The following is a 24,615-nucleotide window of genomic DNA, read 5'->3' on the forward strand; positions in this document are numbered from 1 at the left end:
CTTACCGTGCCCGTTCGCTCCGACATAGCCGTGAATCGTCGCAGCTCGACGGGTGCGAGACCCTTTCGACTTCCACCGATGCGGTCGCGTCCGAGCCGGTTCTCCGCTCCGCGGAGAAACCGGCACCGGCCGCGTCGCAGCCGCGTGTACGTCTATCAGGGGCCCCGCCTCCGCAGCGAGCGGGACGGTTTCCTCAGGCATGATCGCCGCGTGTCTAGTCACCGGCTCCTCCAATCACGGGAATGTGCGCGACGATCGCGCGCACGAGCTTGATACCAAGGACCACGGCCCACGCCGCGATCGCGGTGAGCATGCACACACCGAGCACGGCCCAGTTCACCCAGACGCCGAGACTGGCGAACCCTGCCAGCAGTTCGGCCATGGTCGTTTTCGCCTCGGTGAATGCGGCCGGCGGCGTCCACTCACCGAAGACGCTCGCCAGCCACTCCACGAACCACACCGCGAGATTCGCAAAGAACTCAGAGATCATCAGGTGCCCTCCGTCGCCGTGCCGACGCCCGGCGCGTTCACTGACGCGGACGCGCGTCGGATGATCCCCAGCAAGGTCAGGAAGATCAGCACCGCGGCCCCGATCACGCGCGCCGTAGCGGCGACGTTCGACATCGGCGGCTCGCACGCCGCAAGCGGATACCAATCCACAGTGAGGTCCGTCTCTCCGATATTCATCGGGATGTACACGTGTGGCCCCATGCACCCCGATAGGCCGGCTGGCGGCGTGAGCGCATCCGTTGTCGCCGCGACGATCTGCCCCGGCATCGTCGGTTTCCAGGCCTTCACGATCTGCTTGCCAGCCTTGTCTACCTCCGCTTTGCGCGGCACGAAGGCCCACACGAGCGCGCACTTCACCGGGTGCAGCACCCACGAGATCGGATCCCCCGTGCTGCTCCACTGGCTCATGCACTGCGCGCCCGGATTAATCGAGTCGCCGGGGTTCGTGGAATTCATATCCTCGTCGGCGGTGATCCACTCGATCTCTCGCGTGGTGATCGGCGTGTTCCCGCCACCGAGCTCCGTGCCCTCTTGAACCGTGATCGTCGGCTTGTTCGTCGGCTTGTCGAAGGTGTAGCGGTACACTCCGCACTCCTTGAGCGCGGTCGGCTTGCCGCCGAAGGTGCATTTGTACTCGGTACCGGTCGTGCCGCTGTTCGTCGCATCCCACCAGCCCGCGCAATCCGCCTCCCAGGTCATGCACGACTTGGTGCCCCGCTTCAGCACCAGGCCCTCACGTGACGTTTCCCGCAGCACTTCGCGCTCCTCGGGAGTCGTCTTCGGCACGTTCTCCTTGTGAACCTCTTCCGATTTTCCATCGGAGCCGGTGGTGGTGACTTTCACCTCTTCAGGCACTTCGCCGTCATCGAGTTTTTCCTTGCTGCCGGTCTCGCAGCCGAGGCCCTTGGACGACACCGGCATACCCGTAACTTCGCGATAGGGAGTCCCCGCCCCGCCGGTCGTCGATCCATCCGACCACTTCACCTCGCAGTTGGTGACACGATCGAGGTCCTTCTCCGTCGTCCGCTCCATCGGCGTCGCGCGTGCCATGACCTGATTGTCCGACTTGCGATACACGTACGGCTCTGCGAACGAGAAGCTGGACGGATCGTTTGTACGCCAATCGTTGCCAGCGTTGTGATACGCCCAGGCCGGCCGCGACGGATCGTCGTGCAAGATGCCCCACACGAGACTTCCGACCTGTCCGGCAGTAGAACCGGGGAGAGCATCCGGTGGAAGGTCGACCTTCACCGCATACTGCACAGGAAGCTGAGCCTCCGATATCACGGCGATCTGTCGCTTCACCGGCCCTCCACCGCCGGTCGCAGAGCCGATTCTGAGTCCGATGATCTGGTACTTGTAATCTCCGAACTCGAGATAGCCGCCGGTGATGACCTCCCCGTCATCGAGTTGCGGAAATCGAGCGGTGCAATCCGGACCGGTATCGAACATGAAGAAGTTGTTGACGCCTTGGTACCACTCCGGCTGACTGCAGATCAGATCCTCATAGCTCTGCCCGGAGAACACGCTGTAAGTCGAAAGGCCGGCCTGGCCCAGCATCCACCCGATGCTCCCCGCGATGCCGATCTTGCTGCCGTTCTTCGCCACCCGACCGATGTTCTTGAACACCGACAACGGCTTAAACGGCACCTTCCCCTTCTGCGCCTGCCGCGACTGTGCTTTCAGCAGCTCCTCCTGCTTCTTAAGCATGTCCGCCATGTTGTCGTCATAGGACGGGCTGCCGGGCGGACCGAGTGTATCGGGGTTGTAGTACACCTTCGCAACACGCGACGGGAGATCCTGCACCGGCGCAACTGGAGACGACGAAGCAGCATGCGCCGGCGCTGCCACGCCGACAACACCGAGCCCGAGCACGATCGCCAGGCTAACCGCGACGAACCGCGGGAACGTGAGAAACAATGTCACTCCTTACCGAGTCACGAGAAAGCGAAAGGGGCCGTACCTGCAGAAAGTTGCAGGTACGACCCCAGTGCGAGACGCTACTTGGCCGTCTTCTTGAAGAGGCCGATCAGCTTGGGGAAACCCCACATCACGCCCGCGACCACCAGGCCAGCGGCGAGCACCGCGGCCCCCGCGGTCACGAACTCCGGGGCGAGAGCGGCGAGACCGGTCGTCACGCCGGAGAAGTCGTATTCTGCTGCGAGAGGCATATTCACCTCCTTCCCATCAATGACGTGGACCTGAAGAGACCCACGAGAACTCCCGAACCCAGGAGCAGGAGCGCTCCCAAGCAGATTTCGCCAACCGTCATGCGATCCTCCCGAAGAGCCTCAGGAGCAAATGCACTCCGATCACGAAAGCTTCGATTGCGACGAGCCCGCCGGCCAGAGCCGCAGCGACCCCGATCACAGGCCACCGCCGCCAATGATGCGGCCGACGAAGTAGGCTCCGATCCAGCCGAGGAACACCGCCCAGAAATGCGTTTCCGGGACCGGCACCGCCATCAGATCGACCATCGCGCTAGCCCGTCGCGGCGGGCGACGGCTGCACACGCGCCACGCCCTGCGCCTGCAGCGCCGCGAGGCGTGCCCGGTCGACCTTGACCGTCCAGGCCAGCAGCAGGAGCGCGAGCCCGTACGCGAGGAGGCAGACGACGAGGGCGACCATCATGGTCGCGGTCCAGACCATCACTTGCCGCCGCTCTTGAGGCCGGTCGCGATGCGGTCGAGGGCATCGAACGCCGGCCGCTCGAACCCGAGGGAAGCGCCGAACTCGCGCGATTCCTCGATCGAGCACTCCGCCGCGATGAACTCCCCGATCTGCGGGACCGGGGGCGTGCCCGGCCGGTCGTACATCGTGATCGAGGCCAGAGCGCCGGCGTCCTGCCGGATCGTGATCTCTTTCGCGTACACGCTCTGATCGCTCTTGCGTTTCAGCTCGCGAGTCCGCTCGACCTCACCGGCGATGATCACCGTGGGCCGGACCGTCCGTGCAATAGCCATGATTTCTGTCCCTTCGATCCCGTGCCCCTGAGTCCGTCCCAGTGGCTCCGTAAAACCAGGATCCCGCCCACAGATCGAAGGTGTGAAATGACAGATTTCAGGCCCGCCGCGCAGGTGCCGGCACGAGTATCGGCACGAAATCGCCCACGTCATCGGCGCGGCCGAGCTCGACCAGATCGAGGATCCGCGCCACCAGGTCCGGCGCGTTCATCACCCGCCGCCAATCCCGGGAGAGGATCATCAACACGCAGTCATCCTGCGCCGTCTCCTCGGCCTCCTCAGCGGCGATCTCCTCGTCTTCGACCTCATCCAGCCCGCACGCATCCTTGAGCCCGCGTGACCACGTGGTCGCGCGCCGGCCCCGCGTCGTCTCGACGTATTCAAGCCAGTAGGCGCGCTGCCGATCAGCCTCCGTCTCGTCGAGGCCGTCGAGATCGAGCAGATCGAACGGCACCATCGAATCCAACCGGCCCTTCTTCATATCGATGCGCGCCATCTCCGCACCCACCTTGAACCGGCCGGGCTCGCGGTCGTGTTCCTGCACCTTCGAGATGTAGTCCGCAACGATATGCCCGTTCTGCACCGGCCGCAGATCCACGCCCCGCTCCCGAGAAGGCCGGCGCCCGCCCTCCTTCACCACCATGTCCGCCCACCGATCCGACAGCCAGCCCCGCGCCTCCGCGAGCGCCGACTTCGACGCGACCGCATCGGTGAGGAACAGCACGTGCAGGTGCGCGTGCCAGCCGTTGCGCCAGGAGAGCGTGACCTCGACGGCCTTGATCATGTGCCGGATCCCGTGACGAGCAGAGAAACGTTTCCAGGGTGCGCCCCGGATCAGCCGCGTGTACGCCTTCGTGAGTGCGTTCATGGAATCGGTGAGCGAGTCTTCGAGGAAGTGCCGGACGGTGAACGAGGCGAACAGGAACGAGCCGCGCTGCTCGTTCTCCCACCAGTCGGCGGCGTGCTGGATCTCCTCAGCACGGCGAGCACGGATCAGCGCGGAACAGGTCGGGCACGCCCAGATCGACGCGCACGTCTGCACCCCGCAATACCGCGCCGCACCACCGTCGCCCATGTGCACCGAGACGACGCCGGAGGCCGCCCACCCGCACTTCGCCGGCCGCGGAGCGACGAGCGCGAGCGCACCGGCGGAATCCTCCACCCCATCCAGCAACTCGCGGGCCTCCTCGAGCAACCAGTCCCGCGACTGCTGCCGGCGAGCGAACCGCGTACGGCGCAGATCCCGCAGCACCCGAGCAGCCGGCTTCCGACGCCCCAGGGGGGTTACCGAACTCGCCTTGGTACCGAGGGCCGCTCCGCGGCCGGCTGCCGCACCCCCTTCGGGGGTTTGCCTTGAAGCAGATGAGAAGCTCACGCCCATGAGATGACCTCCAGCAGCGCCCGCGGATCCAGAGACTCAACGACCGTCCGCTCATGCGCGAACTGCGCCGGCGTCGGAATCAGGAAGCCCGCCGGATCGAGGAAATGAACACACCACGTGAACAGCACCGAGTCCCCGCCACGGAAGCCGCGAGCGACCGCCTCAAGCGCGTTCCGAGCGTGCGCCGGATCCGTGAAATGGAACGAGAACGGGGCAGAATCAGCGGGGTTCGTGCTCGCGATCTCGAGCACGTAGACCCGCCTCAAAGCAGCCGCTCCAGCGCGTCGAGGAGATCGGGCTGCGAAGGTCCGATGTCCGCACCCTTGTAGTACGTCCCGCCGTCGACGGCGAAGATCCGCCAATCACGCAGCCAGCCGTCCCAGTAGACGCGCTCGACCGTGATCTCTACGAACTCGTGAGCGAAGCGATCCCACGCCTGCACCACGTCGCCGGCACGACACGGGCGGTGCCGGGGGCTCGCAAGGTTCCAGTCGGGCCGCTCCCGATCAACCGCAACGCTCACAGGCCAGCCAACCGATCACCCGGAGAACGCCACTCCACCACGGCATCCTCCGTGAACAGATACGCACCATTCGGACCACCCGGCAGCTTCATCGCCGCCAACAGCCGACCCTCACGAGCCGCACGATTCACCGTCTCCCGACACACCCCGAGCCGACGCGCAACCTCAGCCGACGTCAACAACACCGAAGGCGTCAAGACCAATTCATTGGGCATGTCGCACAAACTAGCACATCAATTACCCTCACGCTCAACATATTGGGCCTGATGAGAGTATTTTCGAACTACAGCACCATTAGAGGAGGCACCATGGCAACAGTTCAGACCGCGACGACTCCTGGTGAACGACTCGTCCGCACCCGCCTCTGGGTGGGGCTCGAGCAGCGCGATATGGCCGAACTGCTCGGCGTCTCGCGCAACACCGTCGGCAACTGGGAGCGAGGGGTAACCGATCCGCCGTTTTCTGCAGTCATGAAGTGGGCGCAGATCACGGGGCGATCAATGGATTGGATCGCATTCGGTGATGAAGAAACGGAAAAGGCCCCCACCGAGAACGGTGGGGGCCAGATGGCGCGCCCCGAGGGATTCGAACCCCCGACCTTCTGATCCGTAGTCAGATGCTCTATCCAGCTGAGCTAGGGGCGCCCGTTGGTTTCCCAACCAGAAAGACATTACACGACTCCGATCGAAAAGAAAAATCAGGGCAGCCCGGGCGTGTACGAGGCGATGCGGGAGCGATATCGGCCGAAGGGGCGAGCGCGGCGCCGGCCCTGGGCGAGGAGCGCTGCGCCGCGTGCGGCCGCGGGTGGGGTGCGCTCGCGACGCTCGGTGCGACAGCCGCACCCGTGCTCGGATTCCTCGCACCGCGGGGTACCCTTGAACGCGTGCCAGAGCAGAGTCCGCAGCCGAACGCCCCCGTCGCACCGAGCCCCGAGCTCGAGCGGGCGAGGTCGCTGATCCTCGAGATCCCCGACCACCCCTCGGCCGGGATCCTCTTCCGAGACATCACCCCGCTGCTCGCCGACGGCGACGCCTTCCGGGCCACCGTCGACGAGCTCATCGCGCCGTTCCGCGGATCCTTCGACGTCGTCGCCGGGCTCGAGGCGCGCGGCTTCCTGCTGGCGAGCGCCGCCGCGTATGCGAGTGGGGCGGGGCTCATGCCGATCCGCAAGGCCGGCAAGCTGCCGCGGCCGGCGGCGAGCGTCGGGTACGCGCTGGAGTACGGCGCCGCGGAGGTCGAGGCCCACGCCGACTTCCCGCCGGGATCCCGCGTGCTGCTGATCGACGACGTGCTCGCGACGGGCGGCACGCTCGCGGCGGCGCACACCCTGCTGCGCGAGCTCGGGTACTCCGCGGCGGGCACGGCGGTGCTGTTCGAGATCGACGAGCTCGGCGGGCGGAAGACGGTGGCGGATCCCGAGCTGCACACGGTGTTCCGCAGCTGACCGGCATCCCGGGCGAGCCGATCATGATGTCGGAGGCCGCCGCTAGGGTCGAACCATGAGCGAGAAGCGCGAGAAACCGGAGCCGCAGGACGGTTCGCCGTCCGCGCCCGATCTCTTCGACCTCGCAGGGTCGGATCCCGAGCTGCTCAACTCGGGGCGCATCCCCGACCCGCAACCCGAGCACACGCCGTTCTTCCGCTGGCTCGCCCGGGTGTTCACGGCGGTGGAGGCCCGGCTGCGGGCACGAGGCGACACCTCGGTGCGCAACGCCATCAGGTTCTTCTGGGGCTTCGTGGCGATCGTCGGCGTCTTCCTGCTCGTCGGGCCGATCATCAACAAGCCGCTCGACATCGACGACGTGCTCGACTCCGCGAAGCTGAGCGAGGTCGACTGGATCGCCACCGACGCGGCGATCGACTACACGCTCGAGCGCACTGCGGAGGGAGCCTTCGCCGCACGGGTCTCGGAGCGCTACACCGCCCGGTTCACGAACGGTCCCGAGAGGGTCGTCGAGCGCATGTTCGCCACCGAGTTCAACGGCCGCGACACCCGATTCGAGCTGCACTCGGCGACCATCGACGGGGAGCCGGCCGAGGTCGAGGTGCGGCGGGGCGCCACGGTCACCCGGGTGCTGATCTCCCAGCCGGACGGCGCCCGCCTCGAGGGGGAGCGCGAGATCGCGCTCGCCTACGAGCTGCACGACCTCGTCACCACCGAGACCGACGCCGCCACGGAGCAGCCGGTCGACACCTGGTCCTGGCCGTTGCTCGGGCCGAGCTGGCCGCAGGCCACCAAGGGCGTCGAGGTGTCGCTGACGCTGCCGCACGATCTGGACGAGGCGCTCGTGCGCGCCCCGCGCGCCTATGTCGGGTGGATGCTGCTGAGCGGCACCGAGTGGCTGACCCCCGAGGAGGAGACCGCGCAGGGCGTGCGATACGCCTTCAGCAACGACGACACCCTGCCGCCGTATCCCGACCTGTTCATCGACACCAGCTTCGCGGCCGGCACCTTCGAGCAGCCGCCCACCACGCCCCTCTTCTGGCTGCAGAGCTGGGGTCCGCTGATCCCGCTCGCGCTGCTCGCGGTCCTCCTGCTGTTCGCGCTCGCCGCTCGGCGCGTGGTCTGGGCGGATAGCGCGGGCGAGCCCTGGTACCTGCCGCGATCCGATCCTCCCGACGACCTCACCCCGGCCGCATCGGCCCAGCTGCTCGACCGCCCCTGGCACGCCGAGCTCATCTCGGAGCTGACGAAGGGGCCGGCGGGCGCGAAACCGGCGAAGAAGCCGAAGCGGGCGAAGCGCCCGGATCCCGGCGGGCGCGGTCGCGAGTCGTGGCTGGCTGCGGTGGCGCGGGCCGGGATGCGCGCGGGCAGGATCGGCAACCTCCCGAGCGTGGCGGGCCGGCGAGCGCGCTGGCGGGCGCACGACCAACCGGTCGAGGATCGACTGCGCTGGGTGCCCGACAGCTACGTGCGGGACACCTTCATCTTCGGGTCGCTCGCGATCGTCCTCCTGCAGTGGGGGCTGCTGCGGCAGCTCTCGCACCAGGTGATCCTGGCCGTGGTCTGGTGGCCCGGCCTCTTCGTGCTCGCCTCGACCGTGCTCGCGCTCGTCATCATCGGGGTGGTGCGCCGTCCGCGCCCGCTCACCCGCTCCGGTGCACTCGCGATGCAGCAGCTCAAGGGAGTCGACGCGTACGCGCGGGCCACGCGGCTGCTGGATCGCGGCCCGGTCGACGACGAGCTGCTGCCCTACGCGGTGCTCTTCGAGGGGCCGCGGCGCGCGGGGCGCGCCGTCGCAGGGCACGCGGCGCGCGAGTCGGGCGACCGCTGGCTCGGTCGCGGCTGGCGCACCGAGCACTTCGTCTCGCTGCCGGCGGTGCTGACGGTCGTCGCGGCCCTCGGACTGCTCGCCGGGTCGATCGTCACCGTCTCCACGCAACCCGTGCCCTATAACGACGAGGACTTCGTGACCTGGCCGGGATCCGGCCCGTCGGGGGCGATCTGGTCGCAGGTCGAGGGCTTCGAGGTCGACGCCGCACTCGAGCGCGACGAGCGGGGCGGGGCCCGCCTCCGCGTCGTGGAGCGGGACGCGGTGCGCTTCACCGCCGGCGGCTCCTCGGTGCCGCAGCTGGCCAGGGAGTGGCCGCGGGAGCGGCTCGGGCAGGACCTCGGCTTCGGGATCGAGACCGTCGAAGTGGACGGCGAGGCGGTGCCGTTCCGCGAGATCACGGGACCGCAGAGCGTGGTGCTGGCGACTCAGATGTCGACGGTGCTGGACGGGCTGCACGACGTCGAGATCGTCTACACGCTGTCGGCCCCCGTCGTCGATGCGCCCGACGGGCCCGACTCGCAGCAGCAGCTGCGCTGGACCGCGGCGTACGACTTCTGGGAGGACACGTACTACACCGACGCGGCGAGTCCGTTCGACGGCACCGCGCCGGTGCGCCCGCTGCGCATCGGCCTCACCGTCGCTCCCGACATCGCGGGGGAGATCCGATCCGGCGGGTGGATCGACTCCGACCACGAACGCGACCGGGTGCCCTACGAGAACGGCAACTGGTATCAGCCGTGGCAGTACGAGAACAGCATCTACATCGGCGACGATCTCGAGGATTCCCGTCCGTACGACCTGCGGATCGGAGACGAGCGCACGCTCGATGACGGCTCGTTCGTCGTCTCGCTGGATGCGGAGGCGGTCGAGTCCCGGGAGGGCGAGGACTACGTCGAGGAGACGCCCCCCGGGCCCTGGCAGATCTCGGAGGAGATCAACGCGACGCTCGAGAAGTACGAACTCGACATGAACAACGACCTGGGTGCGGTGCTGAACTTCGCCCCCGGCACCTTCGCCGGCGTCGACGAGCAGGCCGCCGAGCGATACGCCGCGGCGCGTGCGCTGCCCTACGCGACGGTGCTCGGGCTCGCCGCGCTCGTCTCGGCGGCCGCGATCGGCGTCTTCGTCTTCGCGCTGCGCATGAGCCGCCGCTCGAGCGCGTCGCTGCGCACGATCTCGTTCGCCGCGCTGCCCATCGCCGCCGCGGCTCAGAGCGTGCTCTTCGGGTGGGCCGTGATGACGATGCCCGGCAGCGACAACCGCGGCTGGGGCGCGATCGCGATCGGCGCATTCATGCTCGCCGCCGTGCTGGCTCAGACGATCCTGGTCGCCCGCCGCAGCGCGCCGCCCGGAACACCCGGAACGGCGCAGCGGAAGAAGTAGGGAAGCGGCGGGCCCCGCCCGCTGCGAACGGATGCCGCTCCGCCGGAGCTCTACGAGAGAATGGGAACCATGACCCGCATCGACCCGACCGCCGCCTTCTTCGCCGCCCGGGATCAGCTGCTCGAGTGCGCGGGAGATCCCGCCCGCGCTCGTGCCGAGTTCTGCTGGCCCGACGTCGGCGCCGAGTTCAACTGGGCGCACGACGTCTTCGACCGCATCTCCGACGGCAACGACGACACCGCGCTCCGGATCGCCGAGGAGGACGGCAGCGAGCTGCAGCGCAGCTTCGCGCAGTTGAAGCAGCGCTCCGACCAGGTCGCCAACTGGCTGCGCAGCATCGGCGCGCGGCAGGGGGACATCGCCATGCTCATGCTCGGCAACCGGGTCGAGCTGTGGGAGATCATGCTCGCCGCGATGAAGCTCGGCGTCGTGATCCTGCCCACCTCCGTGGTGCTCGGCGCGCACGAACTCGTGGACCGCGTGGAGCGCGGCCGCGTGCGGTGGGTGTTCGCCGCCGCGGAGGACGCGGTCAAGTTCGCGGAGGTGCCCGGCGACTACCGCGGCATCGGCGTCGGGTTCGACGCCGCCTCGCAGGATCATCGAGCACGGCTCTTCGACTGGCTGCGCTACGAGGAGTCGAGCGCCGCGTCGCTGGCCCCGATCCGCAAGACCACCGCGAGCACGGATCCCGCGCTGCTCTACTTCACCTCGGGCACCACCAGCCTGCCCAAGATCGTCGTGCACTCCCACACCAGCTATCCCGTGGGCCACCTCACGACGCTGTCCTGGCTCGGCGTGCGACCGGGAGACGTGCACCTCGTCATCAGCGCGCCCGGCTGGGCGAAGCACGCCTGGTCGAGCTTCTTCGGGCCGTGGCACGTGGGGGCGACGATCTTCGTGGCGAACTACACCCGATTCGATCCCGAGTTCCTCGTCTCCGAACTCGACCGCGTCGGGGTCAGCACCTTCTGCGCGCCGCCCACGGTGTGGCGCATGCTCATCCAGAAGCGCCTCGACCGCAAACCGCGAGCGCTGCGCGAACTCGTCTCCGCGGGCGAACCGCTGAACCCCGAGGTCATCGCCCGCATCGCGGAGTGGTGGGGACTCGAGATCCGCGATGGCTACGGCCAGACCGAGACCACGGCCCTCATCGGCAACATGCCCGGCGATCCCATCGTGCCCGGGGCGATGGGCAAGCCGCTGCCCGGAGTCGACGCCCTGCTCGTCGACCCGCTCACGGGTCGGGAGGCCGGCGAGGGCGAGATCTGCCTGCGCATCGTCGACGCCGATCCGGCCGTCGACGGCGACCCGGTGCGCCGGGAGCCGGTCAACCTCATGCCGGGCTACTTCGGCGACCCCGCGGCCACGGCGAAGGCCACCGCGGGCGGGCTGTTCCACACCGGCGACGTCGCCCAGCGGGGCGAGGGAGGGGTGCTCACCTTCGTCGGCCGCACCGACGACATCTTCAAGTCCAGCGACTTCAAGGTCTCGCCGTTCGAGGTCGAGAGCGTGCTCATCGAACACGAGTGGGTCGCCGAGGCCGCGGTGGTGGGCGCGCCCGACGAGACCCGCCTCAACGTGACGAAGGCGTACGTCGCGCTCGCCGCCGGGGTCGAGGCGAGCGCGGAGACCGCCCGCGCGATCCTCGCCCACGCCCGCGCGGCGCTGCCGCCCTATATGCGCGTGCGCCGGGTCGAGTTCTTCGAGCTGCCCAAGACCACCTCCGGCAAGATCCGCCGCGTCGAACTGCGGCAGCGCGAGGAGGCGGCATCCGCGACCGGGGAGAGGCTCGGCGGCGAATGGCGCGAAGAGGACTTCCCCGGGCTCAAGGGATGAGCGCCCGGGGCGAGCGCTATCGGAGGAGCCGGGCGTAGCAGCGGGTGATCCGCTCGCGCCACCAGGCCTCGCGCTCGGGCGGAGCGGCGTAGCGATCCAGCAGCTCGGGATCGAGGCTCGGCCTGCGCGCCTCGATCCCGCCGTCCTGCGGCACGAGGGGTTCGGCCGTGACGTCCCCCTCGAGCAGTGCCACCGTGCCGAGTCCGCAGGCCCCCGCCAGCGCGCCGTCCGGCAGGGCCGCGGCGAGGCGCAGTCCCATCGCGATGCCCACCGACGTGTCGAGCGCGCTCGAGACCACCACGGGCAGCCCCGCGTCGGCGACGATCCCGAGCGCCCGCCGGATGCCCCCCAGCGGCTGCGCCTTCACGACGAGCAGATCCGCGGCGCCGGCTCGGGCGACCGCCAGCGGATCGGAGGCCTTGCGCACGCTCTCGTCGGCGGCGATGCGGACGAGGGGCGAGCCCCGGCCCTCCGACCCGTTGGCCGCAGCTTCCAGGTCCGGCCTGCGCCGCACCTCCACCAGCTCCGCCACGGTCGCGCACGGCTGCTCGGCGTAGTCGAGATCGAACTCCGCGAGTGCGCGCAGCGCGGTCGCGGCCTCGTCGACGGTCCAGCCCCCGTTGGCGTCGATGCGCACCCGGGCCTCGTCGCCCATCGCCTCGCGCACCGCGCGCACCCGCGCCACGTCGTCGGCGAGCACCTGGCCGCGCTCGGCGACCTTCACCTTCGCCGTGCGGCAGCCGGGGAAGCGGGCGAGGATCCCGGGCACCTCCTCGGGGCGCACGGCCGGAACGGTGGCGTTGACCTCGATGCGATCGCGCAGGATCGGCGGCTGCTCCGCCCAGCCGAAGTCGATCGCGGCCGCGAGCCAGGCGGCGGCCTCGGTGTCGCCGTACTCGGGGAACGGCGAGAACTCGCTCGCGCCGAGCGGGGCGTCGAGGATCGCGGCCTCTCGCACGGAGATCCCCCGAAAGCGGGTGCGCGTGGGGATCGCCACCACCCGCGTCGCCGCGAGCACTTCGGCGAGCGGCGGCGGGGCGGCGAGCGGAGGAGCGGTCGACGCGGGATCCCGAGCTGCACTCATGCGTCGATCCTCCCACGAGGCACCGGATCGCGCCCCGCATGGGAGGATCGGATCATGACCGCCGAACGGACCAGCGAGAATCCCACTCCGCACGCGGGGGAGCCGCACGACCAGCGCATCGGGCAGCGTCTGAACTGGCTGCGGGCGGGGGTGCTCGGGGCGAACGACGGAATCGTCTCGACGGCCGGCGTCGTCATCGGCGTCGCGGGGGCGACACCCGGCAACGTGCTGGCCATCGCGACCGCCGGTCTCGCGGCGCTCGTCGCCGGGGCGTTCTCGATGGCCGGCGGCGAGTACGTCTCGGTGAGCACGCAGCGGGACACCGAGCGCGCGCTCATCGAGAAGGAGAAGCGGGAGCTGCGCGAGATGCCCGGGGAGGAGCTCGAGGAACTCGCGGGCTTCTACCGGCAGCGCGGCCTGGCCGAGGGGCTTGCTCGGCAGGTCGCCGAGGAGCTCACGGCGCACGATGCGCTCGCGGCGCACGCGGAGGTCGAGCTGGGCATCGACCCCGACGAGTTCACCAGCCCGTGGGCTGCCGCGTTCTCGTCGTTCGTGTCGTTCACGGCGGGCGCGCTGATCCCGCTCGTCATGATCCTGTTGCCGTTCGGGGCGCACCGGGTCTGGATCGCCGCCGTCGCGGTCCTGCTCGGACTGCTGCTGACGGGGTGGATCAGCGCGGCGCTCGGGCAGGCCCCGCGCCTCCGGGCGATCGTGCGCAACGTGGTGATGGGCTCGGCGACGATGGCGGCGACCTACCTGATCGGCCTGCTGTTCGGGGTCGCTGTGTCGTAGCGGGCGCTGCCGAATAGGCTGGTCCCATGACGCAGCAGGATCCTCGGCCTCCGCAGCCCGAGCAGCCCCAGCAGGTTTCAGAGCTCTTCGACCCGGCGGAGTGGGCGCCGGCTCCCGGATCAGAGCGCTACACCGACCTCACCGCGCACCTCAGTCGCGACGGCCGCATCGCGCGCATCGCCTTCGACCGCCCCGAGGTGCGCAACGCCTTCCGGCCGCACACCGTCGACGAACTCTACGACGCCCTCGAGCGGGCGCGCGTGAACCCGCGGGTGGGCGTCGTGCTGCTCACCGGCAACGGCCCCAGCCCGAAGGACGGCGGCTGGGCGTTCTGCTCGGGCGGCGACCAGCGCATCCGCGGCCGCGACGGGTACAAGTACTCCGACGACGAGACGAGCGTCGGCCCGGAGGCCGCCGCCAGGGCGGGCCGCCTGCACATCCTCGAGGTGCAACGCCTCATCCGCTTCATGCCGAAGGTGGTCATCGCGCTCGTGCCCGGCTGGGCCGCGGGCGGCGGGCACTCGCTCAACGTGGTCTGCGACCTCACGATCGCCAGCCGCGAGCACGCGAGGTTCAAGCAGACCGACGCCGACGTCGGCTCGTTCGACGCCGGATACGGCAGCGCGTACTTCGCCCGCCAGGTCGGGCAGAAGAACGCTCGCGAGATCTTCTTCCTCGCCCGCGAGTACTCGGCGGATCGTGCGCGCGAGATGGGCGCGGTCAACGAGGTCGTGGCGCACGAGGATCTCGAGCGCACGGGGATCGAGTGGGCGCGCACGATCCTGGGCAAGTCGCCCACCGCGATCCGCATGCTGAAGTACGCGATGAACGCGGTCGACGACGGGATCGTGGGCCAGCAGATCTTCGCCGGCGAGACCACGCGCCTCGCCTACGGCACGGACGAGGCCGTCGAGGGCCGCGACTCGTTCCTCGAGAAGCGCGAGCCCGACTGGAGTCCGTTCCCCTACCACTTCTGAGCGGCGCGGCCGGGTACCCGGCAACCGCTGCACCCGCCCGCCGCCCGCGTCGCCCGGGTGCCTCCCGCCTGGCTTGCGCGGCTTGCACGGCCTGCCCGGGCCGCACGGCTCGCACAGCCTGCCCGGGTCGCACGGCTCACCCGGGCTCTGCGGGCCAGCCGGGCTATGCGGGATCCGGCACCGGCCGCGGCGACACCGCGGAGAGGCGCTGCATGAGCCGGTGGGCGATGCGCATGAACTCGGCGGTGGCGGGCGAGATCGCGCCGTTGCGCTTGGTCACGAATGCGTAGTGCTCCAGGTGCGGAGGCGAGAGCGGCGCCCAGTGCAGCCCGCGCTGCTCGATGAGGGCTCTGCCGACGTGGTAAGAGATGAAGGTGTCGCCGAGGCCCGCGGCGGCCAGCTGCAGCGCGTGGGTCTGGAACTCCACCTCGATCACCGGGTCGAAGCGGATGCCGGCCCGCTGCGCGCGCTCGAAGAGGGATGCGCGCAGCGGATCGCCGAGGGCCCAGCTCGACTCGGAGAGGATGAGCGGCCGGTCGGTGAGCTCCGCGACGTCGATGGGGCCGTCGGCGGGCAGTGGACTGGCCGAGACGAAGACGGCCTGATCGGTGAAGACGGTCGGGCTGACCACGAGATCCCGGGCGTCGACGGGCAGCTGCACGAGGCCGGCCTCCAGCGATCCCGAGCGCACCGCCTCGGCGACCTCGGAGGAGTTGAGGCCCGTGATGTGCACGCGCACCTTCGGATGCCGCTCCCGGAACTCCTTGATCAGGTCGGTCAGGAGGTAGAGGTGGGCGCTGCTGAAGGTGCCGAACGACACCCGGCCCTCCTCGACCGAGCGGAGGCGGCGGCTCCACTCGGAGAAGTCGCGCATGCTGCGGAGCGCCTCCTGCGCCAGTGGCAGGAGCTGCTTGCCGGCGTCGGTGAGCTGCAGCCCGCGCGAGGTGCGTGTGAACAGCGAGACCTCGAGGCTCTGCTCGAGGTTGGCGATCTGCTCCGAGAGGCTCGGCTGCGCGATGTGGTTCTCGGCGGCCGCGCCGGCGAAGGTGCCGATCTGAGCTGCCGAGACGAAGTATTCGAGCTGCCGGATCGAGGGGAGTGGCACTGCGCCTCCTGCGTGGTCGGGGTGCGGGGTCCGAACGGCGGACGGACCGGTGGTCGGGGTGCTGACGGGCTGGCGGTCTGGGTGCTTCGATGGCGAGGAAACGATGACCCGCTGATTTCGCGAGCGTAACGGTTGCGATGACGGCCGCTGGATCCGCTCCGCGGGATCGGCGCGATCACGCGGAAACTATGACCTCATAGGCAAAACCTGTGGCTGCCATCCTCTAATAAGCATTGTCCTTCACTTCGCGCGCTGCTGCAATGATCCGCAACGCAACGAAGGAGTGGGAGCGGCGATGAACACAGCAAGTCAGACCATCGTGGTGACGGGGGCGGCCTCGGGGATGGGGCGGGCCACCGCCGAGCGGTTCCTGCGAGAGGGCTGGCGCGTGCTGGCTCTGGACATCGTGCCGGTGGAGGCTCCCGCCGAAGGCTCGGAGCGATTCGCGACCCACGTCGTCGACGTGCGGTCGCGCGCCTCGATCGAGGAGGCGCTGGCCGCGCTGCTCCCGGCGGGCGAGCGGATCGACGCGGTGGCGAACATCGCCGGCATCTACCCGCCCACCGACATCGACTCCTACGACGAGGAGACCTACCGTCGCATCTTCGACATCAACGTCTTCGGCCTGGTCAACGTGATCGCGGCGGCCAAGCCCCGCATGGGCGAGGGATCGGCGGTCGTGAACTTCGCCTCGGTCGACGCTTTCGAGGTCTCGCCGGGTCAGCTGTTCTACGGCGCCTCGAAGGCCGCCGTGGTGATGCTCACGAAGGCGCTCGCCCTCGAGCTCGCGCCGCTCGGCATCCGCGTCAACGGCATCGCACCCGGATGGGTCGAGACCCCGGGCAACGCCGCCACCGGGCGCATGGCCGAGGCCGCCGCCACGATCCCGCTGGGTCGCGTCGCGCAGCCCGCCGAGATCGCGGACTGGGTGCTGCTCCTCGCGGGGCCTCGCCACACCTCCTTCATGACCGGGGAGATCGTGACCCTGTCGGGCGGCGCGGTGATCCGGCAGTGACCGATCCCGATCCGGCATCGCCCGATCTCGACCCTGCATCCCTCGATCCCGATCCGGCATCAGCCGAATCCGCCCCCGAATCCGCGACACCGCAGCGAAGGAACCGACCATGACCAAGATCTTCCCCTCCGAGTCCACCGTCGTGGTCACCGGCGCGGCCCGGGGCCAGGGGGCCGCCCACGCCGCGCTGCTCGGGCGCCCCGGCGTGCGGGTGGTGCTGACAGACGTGCTCGAGGAGGAGGGCGAGCGCACGGCGGCCGTGCTGCGCAGCTCGGGATGCGACGCGCACTACCGCCGGCTCGACGTCTCGGATCCCGAGCACTGGCGCGCTCTCGCCGATGAGCTGCGCACGTCGGACGTGCCGCTGGCCGGGCTCGTCAACAACGCGGGGATCCTGAGGCACGCCTCGATCGAGGAGACCGACCTGCAGACGTGGGCGCTGCACGAGCGCGTGAACGTGCACGGGACCTTCCTGGGCATCCAGGCGCTCGCCCCGATCATGTTCGAGCGGGGCTCGGGAGCCGTCGTCAACGTCTCCTCGACGGCCGCGCTCGCCGGTTCCCGGGGCTACGCGGCCTACTCCGCCTCCAAAGCCGCGGTGCTCGCCCTCACCAGGGTGGCCGCGCTCGAGTACGCCCCGAAGGTGCGGGTCAACGCGATCTGCCCCGGCGGCGTCTCCACCCCCATGAACGACTTCGAGCCCGAGGGCGGATCCAGCAGCTCCGCCCCGCTCGCCCGGCGCGCGAGCGTGGAGGAGATCTCGCCGCTCGTCGAGTACCTCCTCAGCCCGCGCGCGTCGTTCGTGACCGGGGCCGCATTCACCATCGACGGCGGCCTCACCATCTGATCCGGCGCAACGCTGCGCCGGATCCCGAAACGCATCATCCCCTCAGAGAAACGGAAAGAACATGAATCTCAGCAAGAAGGTCTCCCAGGGCGTCGTCACGGCGGCGGCCATCGGTCTCGCGTCGATGGCGCTGGTCGGCTGCAGCGGCGGCGGCAGCGAAGCCGCGGCGCCCGCGGCTGATTGCACCCCGGCGCACGAGGGGCTCACCACGATCACGGCGGGCACGCTGACCGTCGGCGTGCCCGAGAACCTCCCCTACACGCAGACCCAGGGCGACGACGCCGACGGCTTCGAGATCGCGCTCGTGCGCAAGCTCGCGGAGGCCGAGTGCCTGGCGCTCAAGTTCGTGCCGATCACCTACGGCAACGGCGTGCCGATGATCAGCGAGCAGAAGGCCGTCGACATGATCACCGGCGGGTGGTACGTCACCGAGGAGCGGGCGCAGAAGGTCGGCTTCACCACCCCCACCTACTTCGACTCGATGGCGATCATCTCCGCCGACGGGATCGACACGGTGGAGGGGCTCGAGGACATCGGGGCGGTGGGCAGCGGTGCCGGATTCTCGTGGGAGGGCGACATGTCCAAGGTGCTCGGCGACCAGTTCAAGACCTACCCGAGCACCGTCGAGATCAAGCAGGACCTCGTGGCCGGGCGCCTGGCCGCCGCCCTCGACGGATACGCCGTGGCCACCGTCGCCTACGCCGACACCGACTACGAGGTGCAGATCGCGGCCCCCGACGACCGCGTGGCCATCACCACCGACCAGCCGGTCAGCGCATTCCCGGTGTCGAAGGACAACCGGGCGCTCTCGGACGCGCTGAGCGAGCAGATCGACGCCTTCCGCGAGGACGGCACGCTGGCCGAGATCCTCGCCGATTGGGACCTGCCCGCGGAGCTCGTCGTGCCGGCCGAGCGCGCGGCGACGTCGATCCGATAGCGGCTCGCGGCGGGAGCGGGGCCGTCGCCTCGCGCCCGCCGCCTCACGAACTGGAGAACCCGGCATGAGCACTCCCATCCTCACCAAGGCGATCGACATCCCCCGGGCGGGGGTCGAGATCCGCAACCTCTCGAAGAGCTTCGGCGACAACCACGTGCTGCAGGACATCTCGATGACGGTCACGCCGGGCAGCGTGACCTCGCTCATCGGGCCGTCGGGCTCGGGCAAGAGCACCCTGCTGCGCTGCATCAACTACCTCGAGCAGCCCGACCACGGCACCATCACCGTCGGCGACATCACCATCGACGCGGATGACCGCCTGCGCGACAGCGAGCTGCTGGCCCTGCGCCGGCAGGTCGGCATGGTGTTCCAGTCGTTCAATCTCTTCCCGCACTTCTCCGTGCTGCGCAACGTCGCGTTCCCCCAGGAGAAGATCCTCGGCCGCAGCCGCGCGGAGGCGGAGGAGCGGGCGCTCACCCTCCTCGACCGAGTCGGCCTCAAGGACAAGGCGAACCAGCATCCCGGCAGCTGCTCGGGCGGTCAGCAGCAGCGCATCGCCATCGTGCGGGCGCTCGCGCTCAACCCGCAGGCCATGCTGTTCGACGAGCCGACGAGCGCCCTCGATCCCGAGATCGGGCTCGAGGTGCTGGCCGTGATGCGCGACCTCGCCGACACCGGCATGACGATGATCGTGGTCACCCACGAGATGCAGTTCGCCCGCGACGTGGGCGACCACCTGGTGGTGATGGCCGACGGCGGCATCATCGAGGAGGGCGACCCGGCCGAGATCATGTCGAATCCGCGAGAAGAGCGCACCCGGCGATTCCTGAACGCCGTGCTGGAGCGCTGACATGGGCGACGCATTCCTCACCGTGCTGCTGGGCCTGCCGATGACGCTGCTGGTCACGGCCCTGGCCTTCGGGATCGGGCTGGTCGGCGGATTCCCGATCATGCTCGGGCTGCGGTCGCGCATCGCGCCGGTGCGCCTCGCCGTCCGCCTGCTGGTCGATCTCATCCGCGGGATCCCGCCGATCGTGTGGCTGTTCCTGATCTACTTCGGCGTGCAGTTCGGGGCGATCCGCATGGACTCGCTCACGGCCGCCGTGGCGGGACTCGGGATCATCGCGAGCGCGTATCTCGCCGAGATGTACCGCGGCGGCTTCCAGACCCTGCCGAGAGGGCAGGCGGAGGCCGCGGGCGCGCTCGGGCTGAGCCGGTTCGACACCTTCGTCTTCGTGCTCACGCCGCAGGCGTTCCGCACCGTGCTGCCCTCGATCACCACCTTCCTGCTCTCGCTCATCAAGGACTCGTCGATCGCGTCCACGATCGGCGTCGCGGACATGGTGTTCATGGCGAACCAGTTCGCCCGGCAGAACCCGGACGTGGCAGGCATCGTACCGTTCCTGCTCGCCGCCGTCGTCTACCTCGTGATCAGCATTCCCGTCGCGCTGCTCGCGCGCAGACTCGACTCGCGGATGAGGGGAGCCCAGTCATGAACTTCGTCGAATACCTGCCGCGTCTCGGCAACGGCCTGCTCGTCAGCCTGCAGCTGACCGTGATCTCCGTGGTGCTCGGCTACGTGATCGGCCTGTTCTTCGCCCTCGGCTCGAGCTCCCGCCGCAGATGGCTGCGGTGGCCGGCCATCGCCGTCGTCGAGATCGGGCGCGGGATCCCAGCACTCGTGGTGCTCTATATGGTCTACTTCGGGCTCCCGGCATTCGGGCTGCTGCTCGAGAACTTCACCGCCGCAGCGGCGGCGCTGACCTTCACGGTCGCGGCGTACTCCTCCGAGATGATCCGAGCGGGCATCGCCTCGGTGCCGCGGGGGCAGCGGGAGGCGGCGCAGGCGCTCGGCCTCGGCGCGACCACGTCCTTCCTCCGCATCATCCTGCCGCAGGGGCTGCGCTCGTCGATCCCGGCGCTGATGGGGCTCGCGATCATGTCGTTCCAGGGCACGTCGCTGGCGTACTCCATCTCGGTCAACGAGCTCATGAGCCAGGCCTACCAGGTGAGCACGATCACCTTCGAGTACCTGGCGGTCTACGGCGTGACGGGGCTCATCTTCGCCGCGGTGGCGGTGCCCGCGACCTGGCTGTCGGTCGCGGTCGAGCGACGGCTGGCGCGCGGGGCGGTTTGAGGCCCGGGTCGCGGCGGGTCGGCGTCGCGCCGTGCGGGGAACGGATGCTCCGCACGGCGCCGTCGATCCTCAATAGGAAAAACCTATTACATATACACCTAAATCAGCATTTCCCTATCACTTGGCCTCGCCTACCGTCGAAAGCACCGGATCCCGAACCCGACGAGGCCGCACCCCACAGCAAAGGAGCATCATGACCCGATACTGCGTCATCGGCGGAGGAGCCGCCGGAATGTCGGCGCTCGTGCAACTGCGCGAGGCCGGCTTCGAGGTCGACTGCTACGAGAAGAGCGACCGCGTCGGCGGGCACTGGCAGCACGACTACGAGGCGCTGCACCTCATCACGTCGCGCGACATGACCCACTTCGAGGGCTTCCCGATGCCGAGCGACTACCCGCACTTCCCGAGTCGCGAGCAGGTCGTCGCGTACCTCGAGTCGTACGCCCGTGCGAAGGGGCTGTACGACGTCATCGCCTTCAACACCGAGGTGACGTCGATCGAGCCGATCGGCGCCGACGGCCCCGTCGGCTCCGCCGGCTGGACCGTCGAGCTCGGCACCGGCGAGCGCATCGACTACGACGGCGTGCTGGTGGGCAACGGGCACCTCTGGGACCAGAAGGTGCCGCACTTCCCCGGCGAGTTCACGGGCAAGACGATCCACTCCGGCTCGTACCGCAACACCGGCGACATCGAGGGCGACCGGGTGCTCGTCGTCGGAGTCGGCAACTCCGGCTGCGACCTGGCCGTCGACGCGGCGCAGAACCGCTTCTCCGTGGACATCGTGATGCGGGAGGGCACCCACTTCCAGCCGAAGATGTACTTCGGCGTCCCGCGCCAGGAGGTGCCCTGGCTCGCCGACTTCGCGCCGGACGAGGTCGACCTGCTCTCGCGACTGCTCGCCAAGGTCTCCATCGGCGAGGCGAAGGACTACCCCGGCATGCCGGAGCCGAAGTCGCGCTCGCTCGCGGAGGGGCGCGCCGTCGTCAACACGCTGATGCCCTACTGGGTGCACCACGGCCGCATCGGCATCGTGCCCGGCATCGAGCGCTTCGACGGCAGGGCCGTGCACTTCTCCGACGGCACGGCGAAGGAGTACGACACGATTCTGTGGGCCACGGGCTTCCACGCGAGCCTGCCCTTCCTCGACGAGGATCTGATCCATCGCAGCAACGGGGTGCCGCTGCGCTACGCGGCCGGCATCGTGCCCCAGGGGCTCGAGAAGCTGTACTACATCGGCCTCTCGGCGCCGCGCGGCCCGCAGATCCCGGTCTACGGGGTCCAGGCGAAGCGGGTGATCGAGATGATCCGCCTGCACGAGCGCGCCGGGGGCTTCGCGCCCGTGCAGTCGTATCTCGCCGGGCTGCAGGAGGCGAACGACGTCATCGACATCGTGCGCGCGGTCTGGGAGGAGCAGCTCGCCGACACCGATCGCCTGCTGGCGGCGTACGCGTCCGCCCGCCCGGCGGAGGAGTCGGTGGCCTCGGCGGCGGCCGCGTAGCCGGCGCGGGCGCGGGCGCCCGGCGTGAGCTCTTGGTGTGCGCAGATCGTCGGTATCCCCGGCGGATAGGGACGATCTGCGCACACCAAACGCAGTTTGGGAGGAGGCGGGCGCGCCCGTCGCGACCCGAGTACCCTGGAACGGTGACTGCGCCCAACGGACTCCGCGCTATCCCCACCGATGACCGCGCCTGGCTCATGGCCGCGCTCGCCGACGCGCTCGGCGGCGGCGCTCCGGTGCTGCCGGTCGCGGCCGGCGCCGACCCCGACGCGATCGCGGCGCTCCAGCACGAGGACCTGCCCGAGGGCACGGCGCTCGTGGTGCGCACTTCCGGCTCCAGCGGGGTGCCCAAGGCCGTGGCACTCGGCGCCGAGGCGCTGCGGGCCGGTGCCGAGGCCACGCACGAGGCGTTCGGGGGAGCGGGGCAGTGGCTCGTCGCGCTCCCGGTGCACCTCATCTCCGGGCTGCAGATGCTCGTGCGCGGCGAGGTGTCGGGGATCGCACCGGTCTTCTTCGACGGGGGAGGCGACGGCTTCGACCCGGAGCGCCTGCTCGCGACGGCCGAGAGCCTCGAGCACGATCGGCGCTACGTCTCGCTGGTGCCGGTGCAGTTCTCGCGGCTGCTCGATCTGGCCGAGCGGGATCGCGATGCCGCCGACGCGCTGCGGCGCTTCGACGCCGTGCTGGTGGGCGGCCAGGGCGTGCCGCTGGCGATGCGCCGACGCGCGCACGAGCTGGGTGCGGCGCTCAAGCGCAGCTACGGCATGACCGAGACCGCGGGCGGCTGCGTCTACGACGGCGTGGAGATCGGCGACACCCGGGTGCGCATCCGCGAGGGGGAGGTGCAGCTGGCCGGATCAGCGCTCGCACTGGGATACGCGGGTGATCCGGCGCTCACCGCGCAGCGATTCATCGAGGACCGCGACCGCGACGGCGCGCCGAGCCGCTGGTACCGCACGGGCGACGCCGGCGAGCTGCTGGGCGGCATGCTCACCGTCACCGGACGCCTCGACCGCGTGATCATCTCGGGCGGCGTCAACGTGTCGCTCGACGAGGTGGAGCGCGTGGCGCGCGACTTCGCCGGCTGGGGCAGCGCGGTGGCGCTCGCGGGCCCGCACCCGGAGTGGGGCGAGCGCGTCAGCCTGGTCGTGGAGACGGCGTCGGAGGCCGATGCGCAGGCGGCGGGCTTCGACGAGGTGCGCGCCGCGATCCGGGATCGCCTCGGCGCCGCCGCGGCGCCGGAGTGGGTCACCGAGACCGAGCGGATCCCGCGCCTCGCGGGCGGCAAGCCGGATCTCACCGCCCTCGACGAGTGGCTGACGCGTCTGCGGGCCAGCTTCAGCGAGGTGCGGCGGGCGCAGGGAATCGAGGAGGGGCAGTGAGCAGCAGGGATCGGCGCAGATCGGGCAACCCGGCCGTGCGGGCCGCGGCGGCGCGGCAGGTCGCGGCCGGGGAGGAGCCCCGGATCACGTGGCGCAACTGGGTCGGGGGTGCGCGCCTGCGCACCCTGCCGCTCGCGGTCGCGCCGGTCGCGGCGGGAGCGGGCGTCGCCCACATGGTGCAGGGCTTCTCGCTGACGCTCACGCTGCTCGCGCTCGCCGTCGCGGTGCTGCTGCAGATCGGCGTGAACTACGCGAACGACTACTCCGACGGGGTCCGCGGCACCGACGCGTATCGCGTGGGGCCGGCTCGCCTCACCGGATCCGGCCTCGTCGATCCGCGGAAGGTGCTCGTCACCGCCCTCGTGTTCTTCGGGCTCGCCGCGGCGGCGGGCCTGGCGGCAGTGATCGTGAGCGAGCGCTGGTGGTTCCTCGCTCTCGGGGTGCTCGCGATCCTCGCCGCCTGGTTCTACACCGGCGGCAAGCGCCCCTACGGCTACGCGGGCCTCGGGGAAGCGGTGGTGTTCGTCTTCTTCGGGCTCGTCGCGACCGTCGGCACCGTGTACCTGCAGACCGACGTGCAGACGCAGGAGGCCTGGTTCGCCGGCGCGGGCGTCGGGTTCTTCGCCGTCGCCGTGCTCGTCGTCAACAACCTGCGCGACATTCCCACCGACCGCCTCGCCGGCAAGCGCACCCTCGCCGTGCGCATGGGCGATCGGGCCTCGCGGGCGCTCTACATCGTGTGCGTGCTGCTGCCCTTCGCGGTGCCGGCCGTCTTCGGCTTCGTGAACCCGGGCATGGTGCTGGTGTGGCTCGTGCTGCTGGTCGTGGCGCCCTGCGTGCTGATCGTCGTCACCGCCAAGACGCCGCGCGAGCTGATCCTCGTGCTGCAGCTCACCAGCCTCGCGGCGCTCGCGTACGGCGTGCTGCTGGGCGTGGCGTTCGCCTTCTGAGCGTCCGTCCCGACATCGAG

Annotated in this window: 26 protein-coding genes and 1 tRNA gene; 15 read left to right on the plus strand and 12 right to left on the minus strand. The window is 69.8% G+C overall.

The features are described 5' to 3' along the window. Nucleotides 1-214: 214 nt before the first annotated feature. From ACWKZU_RS03305 to ACWKZU_RS03345, 9 genes are all read right to left on the minus strand, one after another. The gene (locus ACWKZU_RS03305) at nt 215-490 is read right to left on the minus strand and encodes a hypothetical protein (protein ID WP_449280968.1); all 276 of its coding nucleotides are present in this window, start codon (nt 488-490) and stop codon (nt 215-217) included. Beyond that, on the minus strand, nt 490-2,430 hold the full coding sequence (locus tag ACWKZU_RS03310) for a hypothetical protein (protein ID WP_449280969.1): 1,941 nt from the start codon (nt 2,428-2,430) through the stop codon (nt 490-492). The genes ACWKZU_RS03305 and ACWKZU_RS03310 overlap by 1 nt, the downstream gene beginning before the upstream one ends. Before the next feature lie 80 nt (nt 2,431-2,510). Then, nucleotides 2,511-2,681, minus strand: coding sequence for a hypothetical protein (locus ACWKZU_RS03315; RefSeq protein ID WP_449280970.1), 171 nt, complete (start codon nt 2,679-2,681; stop codon nt 2,511-2,513). Between the two features lie 310 nt (nt 2,682-2,991). Continuing rightward, nucleotides 2,992-3,159, minus strand: a complete 168-nt coding sequence (locus tag ACWKZU_RS03320) for a hypothetical protein (RefSeq protein ID WP_449280971.1) — start codon at nt 3,157-3,159, stop codon at nt 2,992-2,994. After that, entirely contained in the window at nt 3,159-3,473 is a 315-nt protein-coding gene (locus ACWKZU_RS03325; RefSeq protein WP_449280972.1) for a hypothetical protein, read from the minus strand. The genes ACWKZU_RS03320 and ACWKZU_RS03325 overlap by 1 nt, the downstream gene beginning before the upstream one ends. Nucleotides 3,474-3,570: 97 nt before the next feature. After that, nucleotides 3,571-4,668 carry a protein rep gene (locus tag ACWKZU_RS03330; RefSeq protein ID WP_449280973.1) on the minus strand — a complete coding sequence of 366 codons (1,098 nt, stop codon included), beginning with the start codon at nt 4,666-4,668 and terminating at the stop codon, nt 3,571-3,573. A 176-nt stretch (nt 4,669-4,844) separates the two neighbouring features. Next, a complete protein-coding gene (locus tag ACWKZU_RS03335) occupies nt 4,845-5,105 on the minus strand; it encodes a hypothetical protein (protein ID WP_449280974.1) in 261 nt (86 codons plus the stop codon). 11 nt (nt 5,106-5,116) lie between these two features. Then, nucleotides 5,117-5,377 carry a hypothetical protein gene (locus ACWKZU_RS03340; protein ID WP_449280975.1) on the minus strand — a complete coding sequence of 87 codons (261 nt, stop codon included), beginning with the start codon at nt 5,375-5,377 and terminating at the stop codon, nt 5,117-5,119. Continuing rightward, nucleotides 5,374-5,592 carry a helix-turn-helix domain-containing protein gene (locus ACWKZU_RS03345; RefSeq protein ID WP_449280976.1) on the minus strand — a complete coding sequence of 73 codons (219 nt, stop codon included), beginning with the start codon at nt 5,590-5,592 and terminating at the stop codon, nt 5,374-5,376. Before ACWKZU_RS03345 ends, ACWKZU_RS03340 begins: the two co-directional genes overlap by 4 nt. A 93-nt stretch (nt 5,593-5,685) precedes the next feature. On the opposite strand from ACWKZU_RS03345, the gene ACWKZU_RS03350 reads away from it, so the two are divergent. Beyond that, nucleotides 5,686-5,982, plus strand: a complete 297-nt coding sequence (locus ACWKZU_RS03350; protein ID WP_449280977.1) for a helix-turn-helix transcriptional regulator — start codon at nt 5,686-5,688, stop codon at nt 5,980-5,982. On the opposite strand, the gene ACWKZU_RS03355 is transcribed toward ACWKZU_RS03350, so the two are convergent. Further along, a tRNA-Arg gene (locus ACWKZU_RS03355) sits at nt 5,945-6,021 on the minus strand. The genes ACWKZU_RS03350 and ACWKZU_RS03355 overlap by 38 nt on opposite strands. A 239-nt stretch (nt 6,022-6,260) precedes the next feature. Here ACWKZU_RS03355 and ACWKZU_RS03360 point away from each other — a divergent pair. From ACWKZU_RS03360 to ACWKZU_RS03370, 3 genes are all read left to right on the plus strand, one after another. Then, on the plus strand, nt 6,261-6,821 hold the full coding sequence (locus ACWKZU_RS03360) for an adenine phosphoribosyltransferase (RefSeq protein ID WP_449280978.1): 561 nt from the start codon (nt 6,261-6,263) through the stop codon (nt 6,819-6,821). Between the two features lie 55 nt (nt 6,822-6,876). Then, on the plus strand, nt 6,877-10,035 hold the full coding sequence (locus ACWKZU_RS03365) for a hypothetical protein (RefSeq protein ID WP_449280979.1): 3,159 nt from the start codon (nt 6,877-6,879) through the stop codon (nt 10,033-10,035). A gap of 69 nt (nt 10,036-10,104) precedes the next feature. After that, nucleotides 10,105-11,871, plus strand: coding sequence for an AMP-binding protein (locus ACWKZU_RS03370; protein ID WP_449280980.1), 1,767 nt, complete (start codon nt 10,105-10,107; stop codon nt 11,869-11,871). A gap of 16 nt (nt 11,872-11,887) precedes the next feature. Here ACWKZU_RS03370 and ACWKZU_RS03375 read toward each other — a convergent pair whose 3' ends face one another. After that, nucleotides 11,888-12,955, minus strand: a complete 1,068-nt coding sequence (locus ACWKZU_RS03375; RefSeq protein ID WP_449280981.1) for an o-succinylbenzoate synthase — start codon at nt 12,953-12,955, stop codon at nt 11,888-11,890. A 54-nt stretch (nt 12,956-13,009) separates the two neighbouring features. Here ACWKZU_RS03375 and ACWKZU_RS03380 point away from each other — a divergent pair, with 54 nt between their 5' ends. Continuing rightward, entirely contained in the window at nt 13,010-13,747 is a 738-nt protein-coding gene (locus tag ACWKZU_RS03380; protein WP_449280982.1) for a VIT1/CCC1 transporter family protein, read from the plus strand. A 26-nt stretch (nt 13,748-13,773) separates the two neighbouring features. Continuing rightward, on the plus strand, nt 13,774-14,724 hold the full coding sequence (locus tag ACWKZU_RS03385; protein WP_449280983.1) for a 1,4-dihydroxy-2-naphthoyl-CoA synthase: 951 nt from the start codon (nt 13,774-13,776) through the stop codon (nt 14,722-14,724). 163 nt (nt 14,725-14,887) lie between these two features. On the opposite strand, the gene ACWKZU_RS03390 is transcribed toward ACWKZU_RS03385, so the two are convergent. Beyond that, nucleotides 14,888-15,829 (minus strand): LysR family transcriptional regulator, encoded by a 942-nt coding sequence (locus ACWKZU_RS03390; RefSeq protein WP_449280984.1) that lies wholly within the window; start codon nt 15,827-15,829, stop codon nt 14,888-14,890. A 295-nt stretch (nt 15,830-16,124) separates the two neighbouring features. Here ACWKZU_RS03390 and ACWKZU_RS03395 point away from each other — a divergent pair, with 295 nt between their 5' ends. From ACWKZU_RS03395 to ACWKZU_RS03435, 9 genes are all read left to right on the plus strand, one after another. Continuing rightward, nucleotides 16,125-16,844 (plus strand): SDR family NAD(P)-dependent oxidoreductase, encoded by a 720-nt coding sequence (locus ACWKZU_RS03395; protein WP_449280985.1) that lies wholly within the window; start codon nt 16,125-16,127, stop codon nt 16,842-16,844. A 109-nt stretch (nt 16,845-16,953) separates the two neighbouring features. Next, nucleotides 16,954-17,691, plus strand: coding sequence for an SDR family NAD(P)-dependent oxidoreductase (locus ACWKZU_RS03400; protein WP_449280986.1), 738 nt, complete (start codon nt 16,954-16,956; stop codon nt 17,689-17,691). Between the two features lie 61 nt (nt 17,692-17,752). Beyond that, nucleotides 17,753-18,628 (plus strand): substrate-binding periplasmic protein, encoded by an 876-nt coding sequence (locus tag ACWKZU_RS03405; protein ID WP_449280987.1) that lies wholly within the window; start codon nt 17,753-17,755, stop codon nt 18,626-18,628. A 64-nt stretch (nt 18,629-18,692) separates the two neighbouring features. Next, nucleotides 18,693-19,478 carry an amino acid ABC transporter ATP-binding protein gene (locus ACWKZU_RS03410; RefSeq protein WP_449280988.1) on the plus strand — a complete coding sequence of 262 codons (786 nt, stop codon included), beginning with the start codon at nt 18,693-18,695 and terminating at the stop codon, nt 19,476-19,478. A 1-nt stretch (nt 19,479) separates the two neighbouring features. Next, nucleotides 19,480-20,124: an amino acid ABC transporter permease gene (locus tag ACWKZU_RS03415; protein WP_449280989.1), complete on the plus strand. Its 645-nt coding sequence runs from the start codon at nt 19,480-19,482 to the stop codon at nt 20,122-20,124. Beyond that, nucleotides 20,121-20,765 (plus strand): amino acid ABC transporter permease, encoded by a 645-nt coding sequence (locus ACWKZU_RS03420; RefSeq protein WP_449280990.1) that lies wholly within the window; start codon nt 20,121-20,123, stop codon nt 20,763-20,765. The genes ACWKZU_RS03415 and ACWKZU_RS03420 overlap by 4 nt, the downstream gene beginning before the upstream one ends. A gap of 193 nt (nt 20,766-20,958) precedes the next feature. After that, a complete protein-coding gene (locus tag ACWKZU_RS03425; RefSeq protein WP_449280991.1) occupies nt 20,959-22,263 on the plus strand; it encodes a flavin-containing monooxygenase in 1,305 nt (434 codons plus the stop codon). 143 nt (nt 22,264-22,406) lie between these two features. Continuing rightward, complete coding sequence (locus ACWKZU_RS03430) at nt 22,407-23,645, plus strand: AMP-binding protein (protein WP_449280992.1); 1,239 nt, start codon at nt 22,407-22,409, stop codon at nt 23,643-23,645. Further along, complete coding sequence (locus ACWKZU_RS03435; protein WP_449280993.1) at nt 23,642-24,595, plus strand: 1,4-dihydroxy-2-naphthoate polyprenyltransferase; 954 nt, start codon at nt 23,642-23,644, stop codon at nt 24,593-24,595. Before ACWKZU_RS03430 ends, ACWKZU_RS03435 begins: the two co-directional genes overlap by 4 nt. Nucleotides 24,596-24,615 lie beyond the last annotated feature (20 nt).

This window comes from Leucobacter sp. (assembly GCF_053528595.1).